We start from the raw sequence: 18,729 nt of genomic DNA, 5'->3' as shown, positions 1-18,729 counted from the left end.
GATAGCAGCGCCATCCGGCAAACGTCTTTCTGTTTTCTGCGCAATCTGTCGGTTTTTCCGGCGACGCATGTCGTTGCATGATGAAGATAACGTAATACGTAAATTACGTTATCTTTAATGCCAATTTTTTACTATTACCTTAATAATAGTAAGTGTTGTGCATGGGAAGCCAGGTGCTGCCGCACCGGCCCCCGCAGCGCGGGTTTTGCAGCCGCTTCCGCCGCCGTCACGTTGCCTGGCTGTCATCGGCCAGTGCATCCATCACCCGCGCCGAATACACCATGGCGGCGCCGGCATTCAGTGCCACGGCCACACCCAGTGCCTCGGCCACTTCCTCGCGGGTGGCGCCCTGCTTGATGGCGGCGTCCGCATGCACGGCAATGCAGCCGTCGCAGCGCGTGGTGACCGCCACGGCCAGGGCGATCAGTTCACGGGTCCTGGCATCCAGATGGCCGGTCTTCTGGCCGGCGCCCGAAAGCGCCTGATAGCCGGACAAGGTATCGGGAGACAGTTTTCCGAGTTCGCCAACCCGGCGCATGAGCTGTTTGCGATAGTCGTTCCAGTTCAACATCATGATTCCTTTCCCTGGGCTCCGGCATGCCGGAGAAGCGTCCAGGATGAACGCCATGCATTGAATATGGCGCAGAAAATCACGATTGCCGACAGATCGGCTGGCCGGCGCTGAATGTGCCGGCCTGGGCCGGGAAGCGCGACACGTCCTTCTGGCCGTGCCGATTTCGCCGGAAATCGAGCGGATGCTCTCCGGCACGCTCCGGGCCACGCCACGCCCCTGCCCTGCTCGCCCGCCCGGTCGCGCCGCGTGAATCGGTCCCGGTTTCCCTTCAGCTATCGGGGTGTATCAGCGGTCCTGCGATGCCATCCTGTTTTCCGTGATCCGGAAACCCGGCCTTGCTGTCCAGGGGTAATGGCTTGCGCGCCAGTTCGATAAAGGCGCGCAGATAAGGAATATCCACTTCCGTTTCGCGCACCCCCAGGAAAATCTGTTTGCTGATGCCGCGGGGACCCAGCCGGACCGGCTGCACTTCCATCTTGCCGCTGTATTCCTGCACCAGCCAGCGCGGCAATGCGGCCACGCCACGTCCGCAGGCCACCATCTGCAACATGATGTCGGTGGTTTCAATGACCTTGTGCCGCCTGGGGCTGATGCCCGCCGGCATCAGGAACTGGTTGTAAATATCCAGCCGATTGATTTCCACCGGATAGGTAATCAATACCTCGTCAGCCAGTTGTGCCGGTTCGACATGCGTCGCCCGGGCCAGCGCATGCCTGCGGTTCACCACCAGCACCTGTTCATAGTCGAATACCGGCTCGAAATGCAGTCCAGGCTTGTACAGCGGGTCAGGCGTGACCAGCAGGTCGATTTCGTTGCCGAACAGCGCGCCGATGCCGCCGAACTGGAATTTCTGCTTTACGTCGACGTCGATGTCCGGCCACTGCAGCAGGTAGGGCGACACCACCTTGAGCAGCCATTGATAGCACGGGTGGCATTCCATGCCGATGCGCAGGGTGCCACGTTCGCCATGGGCAAACTGGCGCAGGCGGTCTTCCGCCCGGTCCAGTTGCGGCAGCAGCCGGGTGGCCACTTCCAGCAGGTAGTGCCCGGCCTGGGTCAGGCGCAGGTTGCGCCCTTCGCGCAGCCAGATATCGGTGCCCAGCGATTGCTCGAGCTTTTTCATGGTGTGGCTCAGCGCCGACTGGGTCAGGCACAGCACGCGGGCGGCGGCCGTCAGCGACCCCTGTCGTTCGACTTCGCGCACGATGACCAGATGGGCTCGCTCAAGCATGACTATCCATGAAAAATAGTAATTGATTGTTGAAATAATGCCATTTTACGTCATGGGTAGCCAGTCCCTAAGATGTGTCCATCCCCGTACCGGACACTGAAAAGGCCATCATGGTTACCACGCACAATCTCGGCTTCCCCCGCATCGGCGCCCGACGCGAACTGAAATTCGCACTCGAATCGTACTGGAAGGGCCAGTCCTCGCGCGACGCGCTGACCGCACTCGGCGCAACGCTGCGCCAGCGTCACTGGGAACAGCAATCTGCCCTGGACCTGGTTCCGGTCGGCGATTTCTCCTTCTACGACCAGGTGCTCGACACCAGCTTCATGCTGGGCAATCTGCCGGAACGGGCCCGTCACTTCCATGGCGATGCGCTGGACAATCTCTTCCGGGTCGCACGCGGCCGTTCTGCCCAGGGGGCGGAGGAGCACGCTGCCTGCTGCGCCGGCATTGCCGCCGGGGAAATGACCAAGTGGTTCGATACCAACTACCACTACATCGTCCCGGAATTCACGGCCGATACCACGTTCCGGCTCGACGCTTCCCGGCTGCTGCAACAGCTTGCCGAAGCCCGGGCACAGAATGTCAGGGCCAAGCCGGTGATCATCGGCCCGGTCAGCTATCTGTGGCTGGGCAAGGCCAAGGACGATTCCGACCGGCTGGCCCTGCTGGAACGCCTGCTGCCGGTCTATGCCGAACTGCTGGCACAACTGGCGGCCCAGGGCGTGGAGTGGGTACAGATCGATGAGCCGGTGCTGGTGACCGAGCTGGATGCCGACTGGCAGCAGGCGCTGGGCCATGCCTACCGGCAACTGGCGACCGATCGCATCCGGGTATTGCTGGCCAGTTACTTCGGCTCGCTGCAGGACAATCTGCCGCTGGCCTGCCGCTTGCCGGTGGCCGGCCTGCATGTGGATGCGGTCAATGCCGGTGACGAATTGCCGTCGCTGCTCAAACTGCTGCCGTCGGACAAGGTGCTGTCGCTGGGGGTCATCAACGGCCGCAATATCTGGAAAACCGATCTTGCTGCCGTGCTGGACTGGCTGGAACCGGTCGCGGCGCAGCTCGGTGAACGGTTGTGGATCGCGCCGTCCTGCTCGCTGCTGCATGTGCCGGTCGATCTGGCCAGCGAGCAGAAGCTGGATGCCGATATCCGCTCCTGGCTCGCCTTTGCCCTGCAGAAACTGGACGAACTCGCCGTGCTGGCCACGGCGTTGAACCGGGGGCGCACGGCCGTGGCGGCAGAACTTGCCGAGAACGCTGCAGCCGTTGCAGCACGCCGAACCTCGCCCCGCGTGACCAATCCGGCGGTCAAGGCGGCTGTCAGCCGCATCAGCCCGGCGCTGGGCCAGCGCAAGAGTCCGTACCCGGTCCGCATCCGCAAACAGACCGCCTTGCTGGCGCTGCCGCCCTACCCGACTACCACCATCGGCTCATTCCCGCAGACAGCGGAAATCCGCCAGGTTCGCAGTCAGTACAAGGCCGGGGAACTGGGCGAAGCCGCCTACCGGACGGCAATACAGGCGGAGATTGCCCACTGCATCCGCGAGCAGGAAGCGCTGGGACTGGATGTTCTGGTGCATGGCGAGGCCGAGCGCAATGACATGGTCGAATACTTCGGCGAGCAGCTGGATGGCTATGCGTTCAGCCAGTTCGGCTGGGTGCAGTCCTATGGCTCGCGCTGCGTGAAGCCACCGATCCTGTTTGGCGATATCAGCCGGCCGAAACCGATGACGGTCGAATGGATCCGCTACGCGCAATCGCTGACCGACAAGCCGATGAAGGGCATGCTGACTGGCCCGGTCACGATCCTGAACTGGTCCTTTGTGCGTGACGACCAGCCTCGCTCGGTGTCCTGCCAGCAACTGGCACTGGCCATCCGCGAGGAAGTGCTGGACCTGGAGCGGGCCGGGGTACGCATCATCCAGATCGATGAAGCCGCCCTGCGCGAGGGACTGCCGTTGCGTCGTTCGCAGTGGCAGGCCTACCTGGACTGGGCGGTGGAAGCGTTCCGCATCAGCGCCAACGGCGTGCAGGACGAAACCCAGATCCACACCCACATGTGCTATTCGGAATTCAACGACATCATCGCCGCCATTGCCGGCATGGACGCCGATGTGATCACCATCGAGACTTCACGCTCCGACATGGAACTGCTCGATGTATTCGACGACTTCAAGTATCCGAACGAGATCGGGCCCGGCGTCTATGACATTCACTCGCCGAACATTCCGACCCGGGAGCATATTGTGCAACTGATGCAGAAGGCGGCCGAACGCATCCCGGCCGGGCGCTTGTGGGTGAATCCGGACTGCGGGCTGAAAACCCGTCAGTGGGCGGAAGTCATTCCGGCGCTGACCCAGATGGTGGCAGCGGCCAGAACCTTGCGCGCCACCGTTTGAGACCTGCCGGGCGGGGCGCGTCACGGGTCGATGCGCCTCCCGGTTTTTTTCCTGTCAAGTCCGTCCGGTTGAGCAATTCCAGTTATCCTCTCGCTCGCGGTATTTAATGGTCGAAAGGTGATTCGGTGAAGCTCAATGATCCACGCAAGGTCCTGTCCTGGTTGCAGAGCAGGCCTTCCCAGCAGGCGCTGCGCGAAGCGTTTCCGGAAGAATGGGATGTCGTGGAAAAGGAACTGGCCGATGCCATTACCCGGCGCGACCCGGCCAGCCTGCACCGGTTGCTGAATCCACCCCCCCTGTCCCAAGTGCCGAAAGCCACGCTCGGCAAACAGGACAAGACCCGGCGCCTGCAACTGGCCATTCGCCAGCGGATGGCGGCGCTGGCCATCGAGCGCTACAGCCTCGCGGTGGCGACCGGCCGCAGCTCGGGCAAGGTCCGCTTCAATCTGTTCAACGGTCTGCTGGTGCAACGGCTGCTGTTCCGGCGCGGTTTCGAACGCAAGCCGGCCTCGCTGTTCTGGTTCCGGCTGCTGTGGCCGCTGGTCTGGCAAAAGCGTTTCCTGATGCCGCTGGCCGAACGCAAGGGCATCTACTGTTTCTACTCCCGGGCGCTGATCGATCAGCTGCAGCAGTTGATCGGCGATCGTTCCTGCCTGGAGATCGCCGCCGGCGACGGCACCCTGTCCCGCTTTCTGCGCGAACGCGGCGTCCGCATCACGGCGACGGACGATTACAGCTGGCAGGACCGGATCACGTTCCCGGAGTCCGTCGTCCGCCTGCCGGCCCAGATGGCGCTGCGCCAGTACACACCGAAAGTGGTGCTCTGCTCGTGGCCACCGGCGCGGAATCCGTTCGAAGGCGAGGTCTTCCGCACCCCCGGCGTGGAGCTGTATATCGCCATTGTCAGCCAGCACAAATTCGCCAGCGGCAACTGGGCAGAATACGAATCCCAGCGTCACTTCGATCTGGAGCCGCGCCCCGATCTGAGCCGATTGCTGCTGCCCCCGGAGCTGGGCGCCGAGGTTGTGCTGTTCCGGCGCCGTGCCCTGGCCGGGCAAGCTGACTGAGTCTGCTGCCGGCCATGAGCGTTGCGGTCTGCCGGCGTGGCGTCAGGGCACGTCGACGCGGGCTGATTGCGGCGTCGCCCATTCCATCCGCGGTGTGACGGCAAACAGGTTGGCCGCCAGCGTCCAGCCGGCTCCCCCATGAGTCACCGCAACCACGGTGACGGTATTCACGTCGATCTGTGCCGTCATGGTGCCCCCGCTGCCGGACAGCTGCGTGACGTAGGCGGGACGCGTCCAGTCCTGGTTGTCGGCAACGCTGGCGGCAATGGCAAAGCGTTGCCGGACCACCTCGTTCGGGTCATGGCTGTTGTTGTAGAACGTGGTGAACCGGGCGTCTGCCGTGGCCGGCGTCTGCAAGGTGCCGTTGGCCAGAATCTGTACATTGTGCTGAACATATATGTGGGTGTCGGTCACGATCACATAAGCCGAGCAGCTGTTCAGACCGGGAACGAACAACCGGTTGCCTGGCAGGCGTGGTGCGCGAACCTGATTGCTGACGACATTGTTGGCCTGGACCGGGTCCGCTGCCGTGCGGATCCAGGGGGAAAGATCGGCATACTGCGTACCGGTATCGACACAGAAAAAAACCGCCATGCTCAAACTCCGTCATTGAAGTGCTGATGTCATAGCATTCAATGGGCCGATTTTCAATGCATACGGCATTAAATGGCTGCAATAAGACCCAATAGCTAACTTTAGCTACCCGCAAAGAATGGCGTTATTTGCGTCAATTTACAGAAATTTGACGTTTTTCCATGCTGCTTCATGAATTCCCACCAGCGGCGCCCGCATTGCGATAGACAGGCAGGTCGCAAGCGGAGTATCTTGCGCCGGTCTTTTTCAGATGGAGTCCATCCGTGGACAGTTGCTCCAGTTGTCGATCGGGTATCGACCGCTAACGGCAAGGACATCGCAGGCTTTTCCTGCCGCTGCCCTTGCCGACCAGGCGGGTAGTGGCATCAGCGGGACCGTTCGGTCCGGCTCATCCCCTATTCCATACACCACCTGACTCATGACGTCGCCATCAGGCGAGGATCTGTCGCGTTCTGCTGCATGCAGAACGGCGATGGCGCCTTGTTGCCGCCTGCTGGCCGTCGGGGTCGACCCCGCGATGGCCGGGCCGCATCCGCGCGTGCCCGGCGGAGGGAAAGCATGCGTTTTGAAATCATGAAAAAGGGTCTGTTGACCTTTCTGCAAAAGGGCCTGAGTGCGCGTCAGTTTCGCCGCCAGGCCATTCTCGACCTGCTGCGCGGTGCGGCGGCAGGCAAGGAAATGCCACACCGGCTCACCGGGCGCCTGGAAGCGCTGGCGCGGCTGGTGCCCAGCGCGGTCGTCACGCGACTTGGCTCGCACGCTGACGGACTGACCGAGGCGGAAGCCGCCGGCAAGCGCGAGCTGACCGGGCTGAATGAAGTCGGGCACGAAAAGCCGATGCGCTGGTTCACGCACCTGTGGCTGTGTTACCGCAACCCGTTCAATGTGCTGCTGACACTGCTGGCCGCCATCTCGTGGCTGACTGACGACATGAAGGCTACTGTCGTCATCGGTTCCATGGTGGTGATCTCTACCCTGCTCCGTTTCGTGCAGGAAAAGCGCTCGAACTCGGCAGCGGACAAGCTGAAGGAAATGGTCAGCAACACGGCCACCGTGCTGCGCCGCGATGTGGCACAGGAAATCGCACAGGAAGCACGGCAGTACTTCGGCGTCCAGTTGCACCCGCAGGCGGCACGCCGGGTCGAGGTACCTATCCGGCTGCTGGTTCCCGGTGACATCGTCCTGCTGTCGGCGGGCGACATGATTCCGGCCGACGTACGGCTGCTGGCAGCCAAGGACCTGTTTGTCGCCCAGGCCGCGCTGACTGGCGAATCGCTGCCGGTGGAAAAATTCTGCGCGGCCGGCCCCTGCCCTGACGGCAATCCGCTGGAACTCGGCAATCTGTGCTTCATGGGCACCAATGTGGTCAGCGGCACCGCCACGGCGATCGTCATCGCCACCGGCAGCGACACCTATTTTGGTGCCCTGGCCGAACGGGTGACGACGCAGGACCGCACGCCGACCCAGTTCCAGGCCGGGGTGAACAAGGTCAGCTGGCTGCTGATCCGCTTCATGTTCGTCATGACGCCGCTGGTGCTGTTCATCAACGGTTTCACCAAGGGCGACTGGGTCGAGGCGGCGCTGTTCGCGCTGTCGATCGCGGTTGGCCTGACCCCGGAAATGCTGCCGATGATCGTGACCTCGACCCTGGCCAAGGGAGCGGTCATCCTCAGCCGCAAGAAGGTGATCGTGAAGCGGCTGGATGCGATCCAGAACTTCGGCGCGATGGATGTCCTGTGCACCGACAAGACCGGCACTCTGACCCGTGACCGGATTGTGCTGGAACGGCATACCGATGCCTTCGGCGCCGTCTCGGACGAAGTGCTGGACATGGCCTACCTGAACAGCTGCTACCAGACCGGGCTGAAAAACCTGCTCGACGTGGCGGTGCTGGAACATGCCGACCTGCATCAGAAACTGGATGCCGCCGGCAATTTCCGCAAGGTCGACGAGATTCCTTTCGATTTCAGCCGCCGGCGGATGTCGGTCGTCGTGAGCGAGCACGACGATCGCCACCTGCTGATCTGCAAGGGCGCGCTGGAAGAAGTGCTGTCGGTCTGCAGCCATGTACGGCACGGCGAGACGACCGGAGTGCTGGACCAGGCACTGCTGGCACGCATCCGTACCGTGACCGCCGGGCTGAATCAGGAAGGGCTGCGCGTGGTTGCCGTTGCGACCCGGGCGCTGCCCGCAGCCCGCGACACGTATGGAGTGGCCGATGAGTCGGGACTGACGCTGGTCGGCTATATCGCCTTCCTCGATCCGGCGAAGGAGTCGACCGCGCCGGCGCTGGCGGCGCTGAAGGCCAATGGCATCGAGGTCAAGGTGCTGACCGGTGACAACGAACGGGTGACGCTGAAGGTGTGCCGCGACGTCGGGCTGACGGTCAAAGGGGTGCTGCTCGGTGGCGATATCGAGCCGATGAGCGATGCCCGGCTGGCCATGGCGGTGGAAAATGCGACCGTGTTCGCCAGGCTGTCCCCCATACAGAAGGAACGGCTGGTGCGCGCGCTGCGCGGCAATGGCCATGTGGTCGGCTTCATGGGCGACGGCATCAATGATGCCCCGGCGCTGCGTGCGGCCGACATCGGCATTTCGGTTGACTCGGCAGTCGACATCGCCAGGGAGGCAGCCGACATCATCCTGCTGGAAAAGAGCCTGATGGTGCTCGACCAGGGCGTGATCGAGGGGCGCAAGACCTTCGCCAACATGCTGAAGTACATCAAGATGACTGCCAGTTCGAACTTCGGCAATGTGTTCTCGGTGCTGGTGGCCAGCGCGTTCATCCCGTTTCTGCCGATGCTGCCGCTGCATCTGCTGGTGCAGAACCTGTTGTACGACGTGTCGCAGGTTGCCATCCCGTTCGACAACGTCGATGAAGACGCGCTGCGCCAGCCGCAGAAGTGGAACCCGGACGAACTGGGACGCTTCATGCTGTTCTTCGGCCCGATCAGCTCGGTATTCGACATCAGCACCTATGCGCTGATGTGGTTCGTGTTCGGCGCGAACACGGCGGCGCAGCAGACGCTGTTCCAGTCCGGCTGGTTTGTCGAAGGGCTGCTGTCGCAGACACTGATCGTGCACATGATCCGCACCCGCAAGCTGCCATTCATCCAGAGCCGTGCCGCCTGGCCGCTGCTGGCGATGACGGCGGTGATCATCAGCATCGGCATTTTCCTGCCGATGGGGCCGCTGGCCGGCTACTTCAAGCTGCAGGCGCTGCCGCTGAGCTACTTCCCGTGGCTGATCGCCACCCTGCTGGCCTATATGGCGCTGACCCAGGCCATGAAGGGATTCTATGCCCGCCGCTACGGCTGGCAGTAAGCGGGTTTCGCTGCAATGAAAAATGGCGCGAGTGTTGCACTCGCGCCATTTTTTGCAGACCCGTGCCTATGCCACGGCCAGCGTCTTCACGCAGGTGAAGCGGCTGATCAGCAGCTTGTCGGCGTGCGGCTTCAGCGTGCGCACCACCAGGCAGGTGAACAGTGGTTCGCACAGCACCAGCGGCAGGTAGGACACGGCGAACAGCGCCCAGTTGTACAGCGGGGTCGGTTCTTCGCCGAAGGCCAGCCAGAAGCCGACCATGGCGACCACGCCGCTGTAGTACAACGCGTCGAACTTGACCACTTCAGCCCAGCGGATGCGGCGGCGTTCGTCCTCGGCGAAGAAGTGGCGGCCCAGCAGACCGTGTGCAGCCACCAGCGGCAGCATCAGCGACAGCGAGTTGACGCCGAGATGGACCAGATCCTGCGGCTCGAACAGCAGTCCCTGCAGCAGCAGGCCAATGGCGAAGCCGAACAGGGTGGGGATAAAGCCAAAGATGAAGTACACCGCCGATGCGCCGACGAAATGGAGTTCCGACGCGCCGACCGGCAGGTGGAAGATTTCCATGAAGACCGAGAAGAACACGGCAGCCAGCAGCGTCTTGACCAGGTTGTCGGGCCGGGTGAACAGTCTGGGTGAAAAGGCGGCCAGCGCGCCGACGGCGGCGACGTTGGCGTACAGCACTTTGGCGGCATTGAGAATGCCGGGTTCGATATGCATCGTTCTCCCTCCGAGGAGATGCGGGTGAGGAATACGCCGGGGATCGGCATGTCTCGTGGCAGGTCTCCTGGCTCGCGGGTCGACATCCCGGTGCGCCTTCCCGGCCTTTCAGGCCAGTGACTTCATGCACGAGACTCACCGCTCACAGTTGCGGGGGCAGCGCGGTATCCGCCCGAAGGCTTGCCGACTTCCCTGTTTCCTCCGCCCACTTCGGCGGAACCACTAAGCGCGCATAGCTTAAGGGGTTTCCAGAACAGATGCATCTTTCTGCTGATGACGGGAACGGACAGGCTCACAGGCCGGGCTGCGCTGCTGCAGATCGGTGCAGGCACGGATCTCCGCCTCGATATGTATCAGCTCCTGGTCGAGCCTTTCGAGTCTCGCGATCTCCTGCCGCAGGCTGGCGCGTTTCTGCGCCAGCAGCGCCGCCAGCCGGTCCCAGTCCGGCTCGCCATCCCCGTTCAGTACCGGCGCCAGTTCGGCCAGCCGCAAGCCGAGGGCCAGCGCCTGGCGGATCATCTGCACCAGCGCCACGCTCTCGTCACGATAGACGCGGTAACTGCCCTGGCGCTGCACCTGCCCCAGCAGGCCCAGCGATTCGTACAGCCGGATGGCGCGCGCCGAGGCACCGCTCCGTTTCGCCAGTTCCCCGATATACATGGTTCCTCCCGCGCATGACCGCTGACTGGATAACGCGTTCAGAGTCGTCTGGCAAGCAGGCGGGCCCGTTCCAGCCAGGCCTCAAGGCGGGCGGGCGTAGCGCCGAGGACCGGCCCCAGCCGCTCTACCCGCACTGGCCGGATGCCGCAGAAGCGCAGCGTAGTGTCCTTCATCTGCCGGATCGCCGGGTCGCGGTAGACCCAGCGGAAATACCACGGCGGCGTATCCATCGTCGCCAGCAGCAGTGCCGAACGGCCGCTCAGCAGCCGGGCGGGAAACGCCTTGCCGGGCCGGTAGCGAAAGGCAAAACCGGGCAGGAACACCCGGTCCAGAAACCCCTTCAGCAGCGCCGGCACCCCGCCCCACCAGACCGGAAAGACAAAGGTCAGGTGCTCGGCCCAGTGGATCGCCTCGGTCGCCGCCTGCAACCCGGGTTCCAGCGGCTGGACCCGGCGGTAGCCATCATGCAGAACCGGATCGAACACCAGTTGGCCCAGCCGCAGCACCCTGACCTCGTGCCCGGCCTGCCGTGCAGCCTCGGCATGGGCATCGGCCAGCGCAGCGTTGAAGCTGTCACTGGCCGGATGGCCGAGAATCACCAGAACGCGTTTGCCGCTCATTCCGCCCCACTCTTGTCTGTCCGAAAGCATGCAGTGTGAACCCTGCCCCGTGGGACAGGGTCAAGGGCTTTCCATTCCGGGCCTGGCCATGACTGCTAGAATTGATAATTGTCGTTCATTTATCAAAAAATTTTTGACATGTATGCGATCAACGACCTGCGGCTGTTCATCCGCACCGCCGAGCTGGAAAACCTGTCCGCGGCGGCGCGCGAGCTGGGCTGCACCGCCGCCGCTGCCAGCGCGGCCGTTCTGCGGCTGGAGAAACGGCTTGGCGTACGGCTGTTCGCCCGCTCGACCCGGCGCATGCGCTTGACCGAGGAAGGTCGGATCTTTCTGCCATCGGCCCGGGCCGCACTGGCGGCACTGGCCGATGGCGAGGCAGCGCTGGCGGCGCAACGCCAGCAGCTTGCCGGGCCGATCCGGCTGGCGCTGCCGTCCGATCTCGGCCGCCACCTGCTGCGACCGTGGCTGGACCCGTTTCTGGAGCAACATCCGGGCATTACCCTGACACTGAGCGTCGGCGATGCGCTGACCGATCTGGTGCGCAGCAATATCGACCTGGCGCTGCGTTACGGCCAGCTCGATGATTCGCCGCTGGTCCGGCGTCAGCTGGCGCTGACCCGCCGGGTCGCGGTCGCCGCACCGGCCTATCTCGATCGTCATGGCACGCCGCAGACCCCGGACGATCTGCACCGCCATGCGCTGCTGCCGCTGTTGCACGATGGCCAGCTGCGTGGCCCGTGGCGTTTCTGTGCCGGGGACGAGGTCCGCGAAATTCATGCCGAAGGCCGGCGCAGCAGCGACGACGGTGCGCTGATCCGCGACTGGGCACTGGCCGGGCACGGCATCGCGTTCAAGAGCTGGCATGACGTGGCCGCGGATGTGACCGCCGGGCGCCTGCGCCTGCTGCTGCCGGACTGGAGCCGGGAAACCGTGCCGTTGCAGCTGGTGTTCCTGCAGAACCGCTATCCGGTCCATCGCCAGCGCCAGTTGATCGAGTACCTGCAGGCGCGCTTCACCGCCTTCGATGCCGACTGGCCGTTTCCGGCCGGCTGAACGGCATTGCCACGCTTGCGGGCGCGGGCAGGAGGATGAGAAGCTGCCCGGCATGGTTGACCAGACAGGAGGCTGTCATGCCCGAAACGCGATACATGCTGCTGACCGGCGCCAGCCGCGGCATTGGCCATGCGACCGTCAAGCTGTTCCAGGCGCATGGCTGGCATATCCTGACCGTGTCGCGCCAGCCGTTTTCCGAAGCCTGCCGCTGGCCCAGTGCCCGGGCTTCGCATGTGCAGGCCGATCTGGCTGATCTGGACGGCATCGATGCACTGGTGGCCGAGGTCCGCTCGCGATTGCCGAATGGCCAGCTGCATGCCCTGGTCAACAATGCCGGCATTTCGCCCAAGGGCGACAACGGCGCCCGCCTCGGCGTGCTGGCATCGGATGCGCAGACCTGGACCCGGGTGCTGAACGTGAACCTGCTGTCCACCGCCCTGCTCGGCCGCGCGCTGTTCCCAGAGCTGGTGGCCGGCCAGGGCGCCATCGTCAATGTCACCTCGATTGCCGGTTCGCGCGTCCACCCGTTTGCCGGCGTCGCCTACGCCGCTTCCAAGGCCGCGCTGGCGGCACTGACCCGCGAGATGGCGCACGAGTTCGGCCCGCATGGCGTGCGCGTCAATGCCATCGCCCCCGGCGAGATCGAAACTTCGATCCTGTCACCCGGCACCAGTGACATCATCGAGCACGACGTGCCGATGCGACGCCTCGGCGACCCGGCCGAAGTCGCTTCCACCATTCATTTCCTGTGCACGTCGGCGTCGTCATATATCAATGGTGCCGAGATTCATATCAATGGGGGGCAGCACGTGTAAGGACAAGCCGTGAGAACTGGGGCCGATCACAGGAATTTACTTCCAGCTTGCTGCGATGACTGGGGCAAGGGCGCGGCTGTAGTTTTCCGGCAGTGTCATCTGGCCGGCGGCTGGCGGAGAAAACGAGGCCATCGCCTGAACAAGGTTATTAACTTGTGCATCGAGTAGTATCTGACCGTCTGCCGTTGCAATCTGCTCGATCATGCACCTCAAAAGATTTAACACCGAATTGAAGCTCTACACCGATCGTCACTGCACGGGGACAATCGATTGGCTGGGCGTCGGTGATTCACTTAACGCCTTCATCGCCTTCTCTCCTTCGCGTTTGAAGAAGGCTTCTGCGCGCGCCCTGGACTCGCGCAGCGCCTGTCTCACGCGAACTCTCCAGGTTTGGGGTAACGTGACCAGCTTGTACGTTTGGGCTTTTTCCTCATATCCAGTGTTATTTGAGCTTAACCACCATGCATCTGCCGGTTCACCGCATCCCCCTCCCACAGTTACCAGTGACACACCGGCGAATGGTTCCCGGTCGTAACTGGCTATCCCCCAGTAGCTTCCGCCACGATCTTTATCACTATTCCAGTACCCCCCCTGCCACATGAGTTCCTTGCCCGTCTTTGGGTCGGTAAAGGGGGATCGCGGCAGAGGCACCCCGCCCCACAAGCTGGTGCGAGGGCGCATTTCTTGGTTCGCCAATGAACCGATAAACCAGGACGACTTCGCAATGTCAAAGAGAGTATCTACAGGGTTCATTCGATCGTCCCACGGCAGCGGATTGCGTGTCTGGTCGAAATACATGTCCATTTCGCACCGCACTTCATCCGTGCGGCATGCCTTGGGGTTTCCACCCCAGCCGCAGGTCTTGTACGGACGGGGGACCTCGCGAAAAGCCACGGCATCGACGCCCTTGAGCTCTGCCGAAATCCACTCATCAGGCATCTGGAAGCGCCTGGCAAATTCGGCGTTATAGACATACACGTGCGGGTCTGCGTCATGTACCCCTTTGCGGTTGGCAATACGGGAGGCATAACTGGTTTTCTCCGTCGGTGGATCACTCTTTAGATACTCCAACGGGGGCAGTGGGGCTTGTGCAATCGCCATCATGGGCAGCAACACGACGCCCAATATCATGTTGCGTGAGAAAATAGGGTCGTAAATGTTCATGCCGATCTCCGCCACGTTTTATCGTTTACGGTAAACATGTCACTCCCAAAACAATATTGGCCATCCCCGGGATAAAGCCAGACAAGTTCATACAGTGCGGGCAGAGGTGAGGCAGCAAGAACATCAAGCATCTTGATGCTTACCATCATCGGCGGTGCACAAAGCGATTTCCATCAGACAAATCCGATTTTTCAAACTTCGACCGGATATCCACCAGAAAGCGGTGGGCACGAGGCAGGACAAGGGCTGGGCTCAAGGGGAGGACTGGGCAGTGGCAAAATCCGCATTCCGGGCAGCCGGTCTGCATGGCCGGCTGGCAGTCAGGGCGAGATCGTCGCCGGGCGGGCAGAAAAAACGGCCGGGGGCTGACCGGCCGTTCCTGCTTGCATAACCCTGGAGTGAATCGTCAGCTGGGGGCGACGAACATCTGTAGCGTAAACAGCCTGCCGTTCCCGCGCAATGCGGCTGATGGTCGCAGGGACACACGTGCAGAGAGTTGACGCATTTAAACATGTATTTTATATTCATCTTTAATTGCCACCCTCACCTGCTCCCCGGACGTGGAGCCATCATGCTGTTCTGGAAATACAAACACGCGCTGGCCGAAAGCGCACAGCACAATGCCGCCCTGCAACAGCAACTGGCCCGGGAGCAGGCACGGACCGCCGAACTGGATGCCGAGCGCAGCCGGCTGAGCGACGAAGCCGGTGCCTTGCGCCGACGTCAGGCGACGCTGGATGGCGTGTTCGCCAATTTTGGTCGTTTTGGTGAATCGCTCGGCGGCGTGCGCCAGTCGTTTCTCGGTCTGGCCGGCACCCTGAACGGGGAACGGCAGGCAGCCCGCGAAGCCGCCAGCCAGTCGGACAGCAACCGCCAGGCATTCGAGCGCATCGCCGGCAATCTGCGCGCCATGTTCGAGCGCATGCACGAGGCGTCACGTACCGTCGACGGCCTGCACCAGCGTGCGACCGAGATCGACGGCATCGTCCGCCTGATCAAGGAGGTCGCCGACCAGACCAATCTGCTGGCGCTGAATGCAGCGATCGAGGCGGCGCGCGCCGGCGAGGCCGGCCGGGGTTTTGCCGTGGTGGCCGACGAGGTGCGCAAGCTGGCCGAACGTACCGGCAAGGCCACGGCCGAGATCGCGACCCTGGTTGGCACCATCCAGCAGGAGACCAGTGCCGCCCGCTCGGTGATGGAGCTGGGGGCCGACGATGCCGGCCGCTATTCGACCGACAGCGAAGCGGCCATGCACAGCATGCAGCAACTGATGACGCTGTCGCGCGGCATGGAGCGGGCGGTATCGTCGTCGGCAACGCTGTCCAATGTCGAGCTGGCGAACATTGAAGAGCTGACGCTGAAGCTCGAGGTCTACAAGGTGCTGCTCGGCCTGTCCGATCTGCGTCCGGACGCGTTGCCGGATGAAACCGAATGCCGCCTCGGCCAGTGGTACTACGATGGCGAAGGCCACGAGCGCTTTGCCGGCCTGCCCGGCTACGCCGAGCTGGAAACGCCGCACCGCGCCGTTCACCAGCATGCGCGGCGGGCGATCGAGTGCCACTACGCTGGCGAATGGGATCAGGCGCTGGTCGAATTGCAGGCCATGGAGCAGGCCAACCTGCGGGTCATGGACGGTATCGGCCGCATGCTGGACAAGGTGGCGGTGCACTGAGCCAGCGTCGGCGGGCATCCGGGGGAGCCCGCCGGCAAACAGACCGTTACTGGCCGGTCGTCTGGCGATAGGACCACTGCGTTTTCTGGGTCTGATTCTGGAACTGCATGGCCTTGCCCATCAGATCTTCAATCAGGTCGGCCCAGCGGGTGAAAAAGCCACCGAAGGTGGCGGTTTTGTCGGCACCATCAAAGCTCCAGGTAAAACCGCCGACCGTCACGAACTCGCTTTTCTGCTCGGTTCCCGTCCGGTACATCAGATAGACACGAAAATCGAGGTGGTCGTCAGCGGCAATGTCCGGCCTGTCCTGCAGGAAGACCTGTTTTCCGGCACTGCTGCCGGTTGCCACGATGGTGCCGTTCCTCAGGTTCCCGGCAATGGTCGCGCCACTGAACGGACTGCCGGCGGCAGGCCCGCCGCTTATATATCGGGTCCCGCTGTCCACGCAGTCGGCCGTGTAGTCCAGAATGGTCTTGATCGAGGCCGGATCAAAACTGTCCATGAAATAGATGCAGTTCTGCTTTGCGTCGGCACGGAACAGATTGTCGACAAACCACCCGTTGGCAGGATTCAGCGTTGCCAGCTTGATCGCATCCTCTCCTGTCGTCGAAGGATTCCAGCCAAGCTCATCGGCCGGGTTGCTGACAATGCCCCCGTCTTTTTTCGACAAGCGGCAGATCTGGCACAGCGCATAGTCGATGGCCTGACCGGGAATGCTTTTCGCGCTGGGTGTCAATGCGAAAGCCCCTCTCGGCGAGTTCTGCCACTGAGACGATGCCATCTTGATCACTTCCATGCCATTTCCTTTTCTGTTTCACCATCGGGCATGATGAACAATAGAAATCAATGGAGCGGTATGCAATTGGTATTTGCAGGCGGGCGATATCATGGCCGGTATCGCCCGCCTGCCGTCAGGCCGCTACGCCCAGAATCACGCTGGTTGCCTTGAACAGCGCACTGGCCGGCACGCCGACTGCCAGCCCGAGCGCCTGACTGCTCTCGTTGGTGATGATGGCGGCCACCGCGCCGCCGCCCGGCAGGTCGAGCACCACTTCGGTATTGACCGCACCGGTCTGCAGTCGCGAGACCGTACCGTGCAGGTGATTGCGGGCCGAGAAGCGGGCGCCCTGCTGGTCGGTCACGATAATGATCGACGATGCCTTGACCAGCGCGAACGCCTCGCCGCCAACGACCAGACCAAGCTGTTCCGTGCTGTCACACGTTACGGTCGCGACAATTTTCTGGCCACCGGCGACCACGAGTTCGATCTCGTCGTTCACCATGCCGGTCTTGATCTGCGACACCTTGCCGACAAACTGGTTGCGCGCACTGGTCTGCATGCTGGGCTCCTGAATTGAGTGATGATCGGGGGTGCGCCGAGTGTAGGCGAAAACCCGGTCGATCACACTCCATCTGCGGCAGGCCAGGGCTCGATCCCGACGCCAATATCAGCCGGTGGCGCGTAATGCAGGCTGCTGGTGACCAGCGCATCGACACCGCAACCCGCATAGTCTGCCGCATTGCCGGCATGGATGCCGCCGGCGGCGATCAGTGCCAGTTCGCCGTCATGGGCGCGCAGCGCGTTGCAGGCGGCACGCAGCGCGTCCGGCGCCAGCTTGTCGAACTGGATGACGCTGGCGCCGGCCGCCAGGGCCTGCCATGCGTCGTCGAGATCATGCGCCTCGATCACCACTTTTTTCTCGCTCAGCGCCCCGCAGACTCGCGCCAGCCGTTCGCGCAGCACGTCCCAGTCATCGAGCAGCGCCCGGTGCTGCGGGAAAACCAGCAGCGTTTCTCCCAGCCCCAGCCGGTGCGGAAACGCCCCGCCGGCCAGTGTGGCCTTCAGCGCCAGCTTGCGCAGCCCCGGCGGATACTTGCGCGTGGTCAGTACCGCCACGTCCGGGTTCACCGCCCGGACCGCATCGACCATGGCCGCTGTTGCAGTGGCCACGCCGCACGCATATTCGAGCAGGTTCTGTGCCACTTTCCACGCCCGCAGCAGAGCATCGGCGCGGCCGGTCGCACTCAACAGAACCTGGCCGGCCGCCACCCGGCTGCCGCTGGGAACAAAACGCTCGACCCGCCCGCCGCAGCGCTCGACCAGCCGGACCGCCTCCTCGGTGCAGGCCACCACGGTGGCCTGACGCGAGCGAAGCCGCATGCGCGCCGGCCGGGTGCCGATACCGAGCAACTGCGTGGTCAGGTCCAGCAGCGGGGCGTCTTCTCCGATCCAGCTGTCGATCTGCGCCTCGTCGAAAAACACCGCATTGGCGAACTCGCCGCCGGCATGCTCCTGGGGGTGCGGCGCTGCTGCGGCCAGCAGCAAGGACTTCCAGTCCGGCACCCGGGTCAGGCCGGCGGAGAAGGACGGAAAATGGCGCTGGAACAGGGCCGGGACCGATTCGTGCCCGCTCAGGCCAAGGTCGCGCCACAGCTCGCGATGGCCAAGTGCAGCGGCGGCAATGGCCCGGGCCAGCCAGTCGGCGTATTCGGGGTTGAGGCTGTCGGCGCGATGGGCAGACAGCGCGGCCACCAGCTGCCGGTAGCGCTCCGGCACGATCTTGCCAATATCCGCATAGTCGTTGTCGTCCATCCGCTCCAGTGGGCCGATTTCCGGGAAGCAGCGCTCGATCAGCGACAGCAGCGAGGGTTGCGGCAGACCGAGAGTCCAGGCGAACAGCGGCAGTTCGCCGTCCTGTACGTGACGCAGCACGCTGGCCAGGATATGGACAATGTCTGCCGGCACGTCGCCGGCAGCAGTGCTGCCATACGGGGCGGCAGGATGGGTCTGACGATGGTGGCTGACCCAGTTTGAGAGGGGATGTGCCAT

The 18,729-nt window shown here is 63.1% G+C and carries 18 protein-coding genes and 1 riboswitch; of the genes, 7 read left to right on the top strand and 11 right to left on the bottom strand.

Annotated features, from left to right (window positions below; genetic code table 11):
• Nucleotides 1-226: 226 nt before the first annotated feature.
• The gene (locus tag Q352_RS0113065) at nucleotides 227-574 is read right to left on the bottom strand and encodes a carboxymuconolactone decarboxylase family protein (RefSeq protein ID WP_199489822.1); all 348 of its coding nucleotides are present in this window, start codon (nucleotides 572-574) and stop codon (nucleotides 227-229) included.
• A 268-nt stretch (nucleotides 575-842) separates the two neighbouring features.
• Nucleotides 843-1,805 carry a LysR family transcriptional regulator gene (locus Q352_RS21060; RefSeq protein ID WP_084300153.1) on the bottom strand — a complete coding sequence of 321 codons (963 nt, stop codon included), beginning with the start codon at nucleotides 1,803-1,805 and terminating at the stop codon, nucleotides 843-845.
• Between the two features lie 110 nt (nucleotides 1,806-1,915).
• Between Q352_RS21060 and metE the strand changes: the two genes are divergently transcribed.
• Both metE and Q352_RS21055 read left to right on the top strand, forming a co-directional pair.
• A complete protein-coding gene (gene metE / locus Q352_RS0113055; protein WP_028499730.1) occupies nucleotides 1,916-4,207 on the top strand; it encodes a 5-methyltetrahydropteroyltriglutamate--homocysteine S-methyltransferase in 2,292 nt (763 codons plus the stop codon).
• Nucleotides 4,208-4,332: 125 nt separating this feature from the next.
• Nucleotides 4,333-5,274, top strand: a complete 942-nt coding sequence (locus Q352_RS21055) for a class I SAM-dependent methyltransferase (RefSeq protein WP_051528938.1) — start codon at nucleotides 4,333-4,335, stop codon at nucleotides 5,272-5,274.
• Nucleotides 5,275-5,316: 42 nt separating this feature from the next.
• On the opposite strand, the gene Q352_RS0113045 is transcribed toward Q352_RS21055, so the two are convergent.
• Entirely contained in the window at nucleotides 5,317-5,868 is a 552-nt protein-coding gene (locus Q352_RS0113045) for a hypothetical protein (RefSeq protein ID WP_028499729.1), read from the bottom strand.
• 558 nt (nucleotides 5,869-6,426) lie between these two features.
• Here Q352_RS0113045 and mgtA point away from each other — a divergent pair.
• A complete protein-coding gene (mgtA, locus tag Q352_RS0113040) occupies nucleotides 6,427-9,192 on the top strand; it encodes a magnesium-translocating P-type ATPase (RefSeq protein WP_028499728.1) in 2,766 nt (921 codons plus the stop codon).
• 66 nt (nucleotides 9,193-9,258) lie between these two features.
• Here mgtA and Q352_RS0113035 read toward each other — a convergent pair whose 3' ends face one another.
• The 3 genes from Q352_RS0113035 to Q352_RS0113025 form a co-directional block, all read right to left on the bottom strand.
• A complete protein-coding gene (locus tag Q352_RS0113035; protein WP_028499727.1) occupies nucleotides 9,259-9,912 on the bottom strand; it encodes an energy-coupling factor ABC transporter permease in 654 nt (217 codons plus the stop codon).
• Between the two features lie 40 nt (nucleotides 9,913-9,952).
• Nucleotides 9,953-10,151, bottom strand: a riboswitch (cobalamin riboswitch).
• Nucleotides 10,150-10,572, bottom strand: a complete 423-nt coding sequence (locus tag Q352_RS21050) for a MerR family transcriptional regulator (RefSeq protein ID WP_051528937.1) — start codon at nucleotides 10,570-10,572, stop codon at nucleotides 10,150-10,152. (Overlaps the previous riboswitch by 2 nt.)
• A 38-nt stretch (nucleotides 10,573-10,610) precedes the next feature.
• Complete coding sequence (locus Q352_RS0113025) at nucleotides 10,611-11,192, bottom strand: NAD(P)H-dependent oxidoreductase (RefSeq protein ID WP_028499726.1); 582 nt, start codon at nucleotides 11,190-11,192, stop codon at nucleotides 10,611-10,613.
• 138 nt (nucleotides 11,193-11,330) lie between these two features.
• On the opposite strand from Q352_RS0113025, the gene Q352_RS0113020 reads away from it, so the two are divergent.
• Both Q352_RS0113020 and Q352_RS0113015 read left to right on the top strand, forming a co-directional pair.
• The gene (locus tag Q352_RS0113020) at nucleotides 11,331-12,248 is read left to right on the top strand and encodes a LysR family transcriptional regulator (protein ID WP_028499725.1); all 918 of its coding nucleotides are present in this window, start codon (nucleotides 11,331-11,333) and stop codon (nucleotides 12,246-12,248) included.
• Between the two features lie 77 nt (nucleotides 12,249-12,325).
• Nucleotides 12,326-13,063, top strand: a complete 738-nt coding sequence (locus tag Q352_RS0113015) for an SDR family NAD(P)-dependent oxidoreductase (protein WP_036386288.1) — start codon at nucleotides 12,326-12,328, stop codon at nucleotides 13,061-13,063.
• Between the two features lie 36 nt (nucleotides 13,064-13,099).
• On the opposite strand, the gene Q352_RS23435 is transcribed toward Q352_RS0113015, so the two are convergent.
• Nucleotides 13,100-13,267: a hypothetical protein gene (locus Q352_RS23435; RefSeq protein WP_156952548.1), complete on the bottom strand. Its 168-nt coding sequence runs from the start codon at nucleotides 13,265-13,267 to the stop codon at nucleotides 13,100-13,102.
• Between the two features lie 45 nt (nucleotides 13,268-13,312).
• Nucleotides 13,313-14,227 (bottom strand): hypothetical protein, encoded by a 915-nt coding sequence (locus Q352_RS0113010; protein WP_036386286.1) that lies wholly within the window; start codon nucleotides 14,225-14,227, stop codon nucleotides 13,313-13,315.
• A gap of 135 nt (nucleotides 14,228-14,362) precedes the next feature.
• Here Q352_RS0113010 and Q352_RS23430 point away from each other — a divergent pair, with 135 nt between their 5' ends.
• Together Q352_RS23430 and Q352_RS24380 are read left to right on the top strand one after the other, a co-directional pair.
• Nucleotides 14,363-14,596 carry a hypothetical protein gene (locus Q352_RS23430; protein ID WP_146745070.1) on the top strand — a complete coding sequence of 78 codons (234 nt, stop codon included), beginning with the start codon at nucleotides 14,363-14,365 and terminating at the stop codon, nucleotides 14,594-14,596.
• A 202-nt stretch (nucleotides 14,597-14,798) separates the two neighbouring features.
• Entirely contained in the window at nucleotides 14,799-15,899 is a 1,101-nt protein-coding gene (locus tag Q352_RS24380; RefSeq protein WP_028499722.1) for a methyl-accepting chemotaxis protein, read from the top strand.
• A gap of 46 nt (nucleotides 15,900-15,945) precedes the next feature.
• Here Q352_RS24380 and Q352_RS0113000 read toward each other — a convergent pair whose 3' ends face one another.
• From Q352_RS0113000 to modD, 3 genes are all read right to left on the bottom strand, one after another.
• Nucleotides 15,946-16,695 carry a hypothetical protein gene (locus Q352_RS0113000; RefSeq protein ID WP_028499721.1) on the bottom strand — a complete coding sequence of 250 codons (750 nt, stop codon included), beginning with the start codon at nucleotides 16,693-16,695 and terminating at the stop codon, nucleotides 15,946-15,948.
• A 115-nt stretch (nucleotides 16,696-16,810) separates the two neighbouring features.
• On the bottom strand, nucleotides 16,811-17,239 hold the full coding sequence (locus tag Q352_RS21045) for a TOBE domain-containing protein (RefSeq protein WP_084300151.1): 429 nt from the start codon (nucleotides 17,237-17,239) through the stop codon (nucleotides 16,811-16,813).
• A 62-nt stretch (nucleotides 17,240-17,301) separates the two neighbouring features.
• Nucleotides 17,302-18,729, bottom strand: coding sequence for a ModD protein (gene modD, locus Q352_RS0112990; RefSeq protein WP_107889907.1), 1,428 nt, complete (start codon nucleotides 18,727-18,729; stop codon nucleotides 17,302-17,304).

It is taken from the genome of Microvirgula aerodenitrificans DSM 15089 (assembly GCF_000620105.1).
Lineage (GTDB): Bacteria > Pseudomonadota > Gammaproteobacteria > Burkholderiales > Aquaspirillaceae > Microvirgula > Microvirgula aerodenitrificans.
This window is presented reverse-complemented; position numbering and strand designations above follow the sequence as displayed.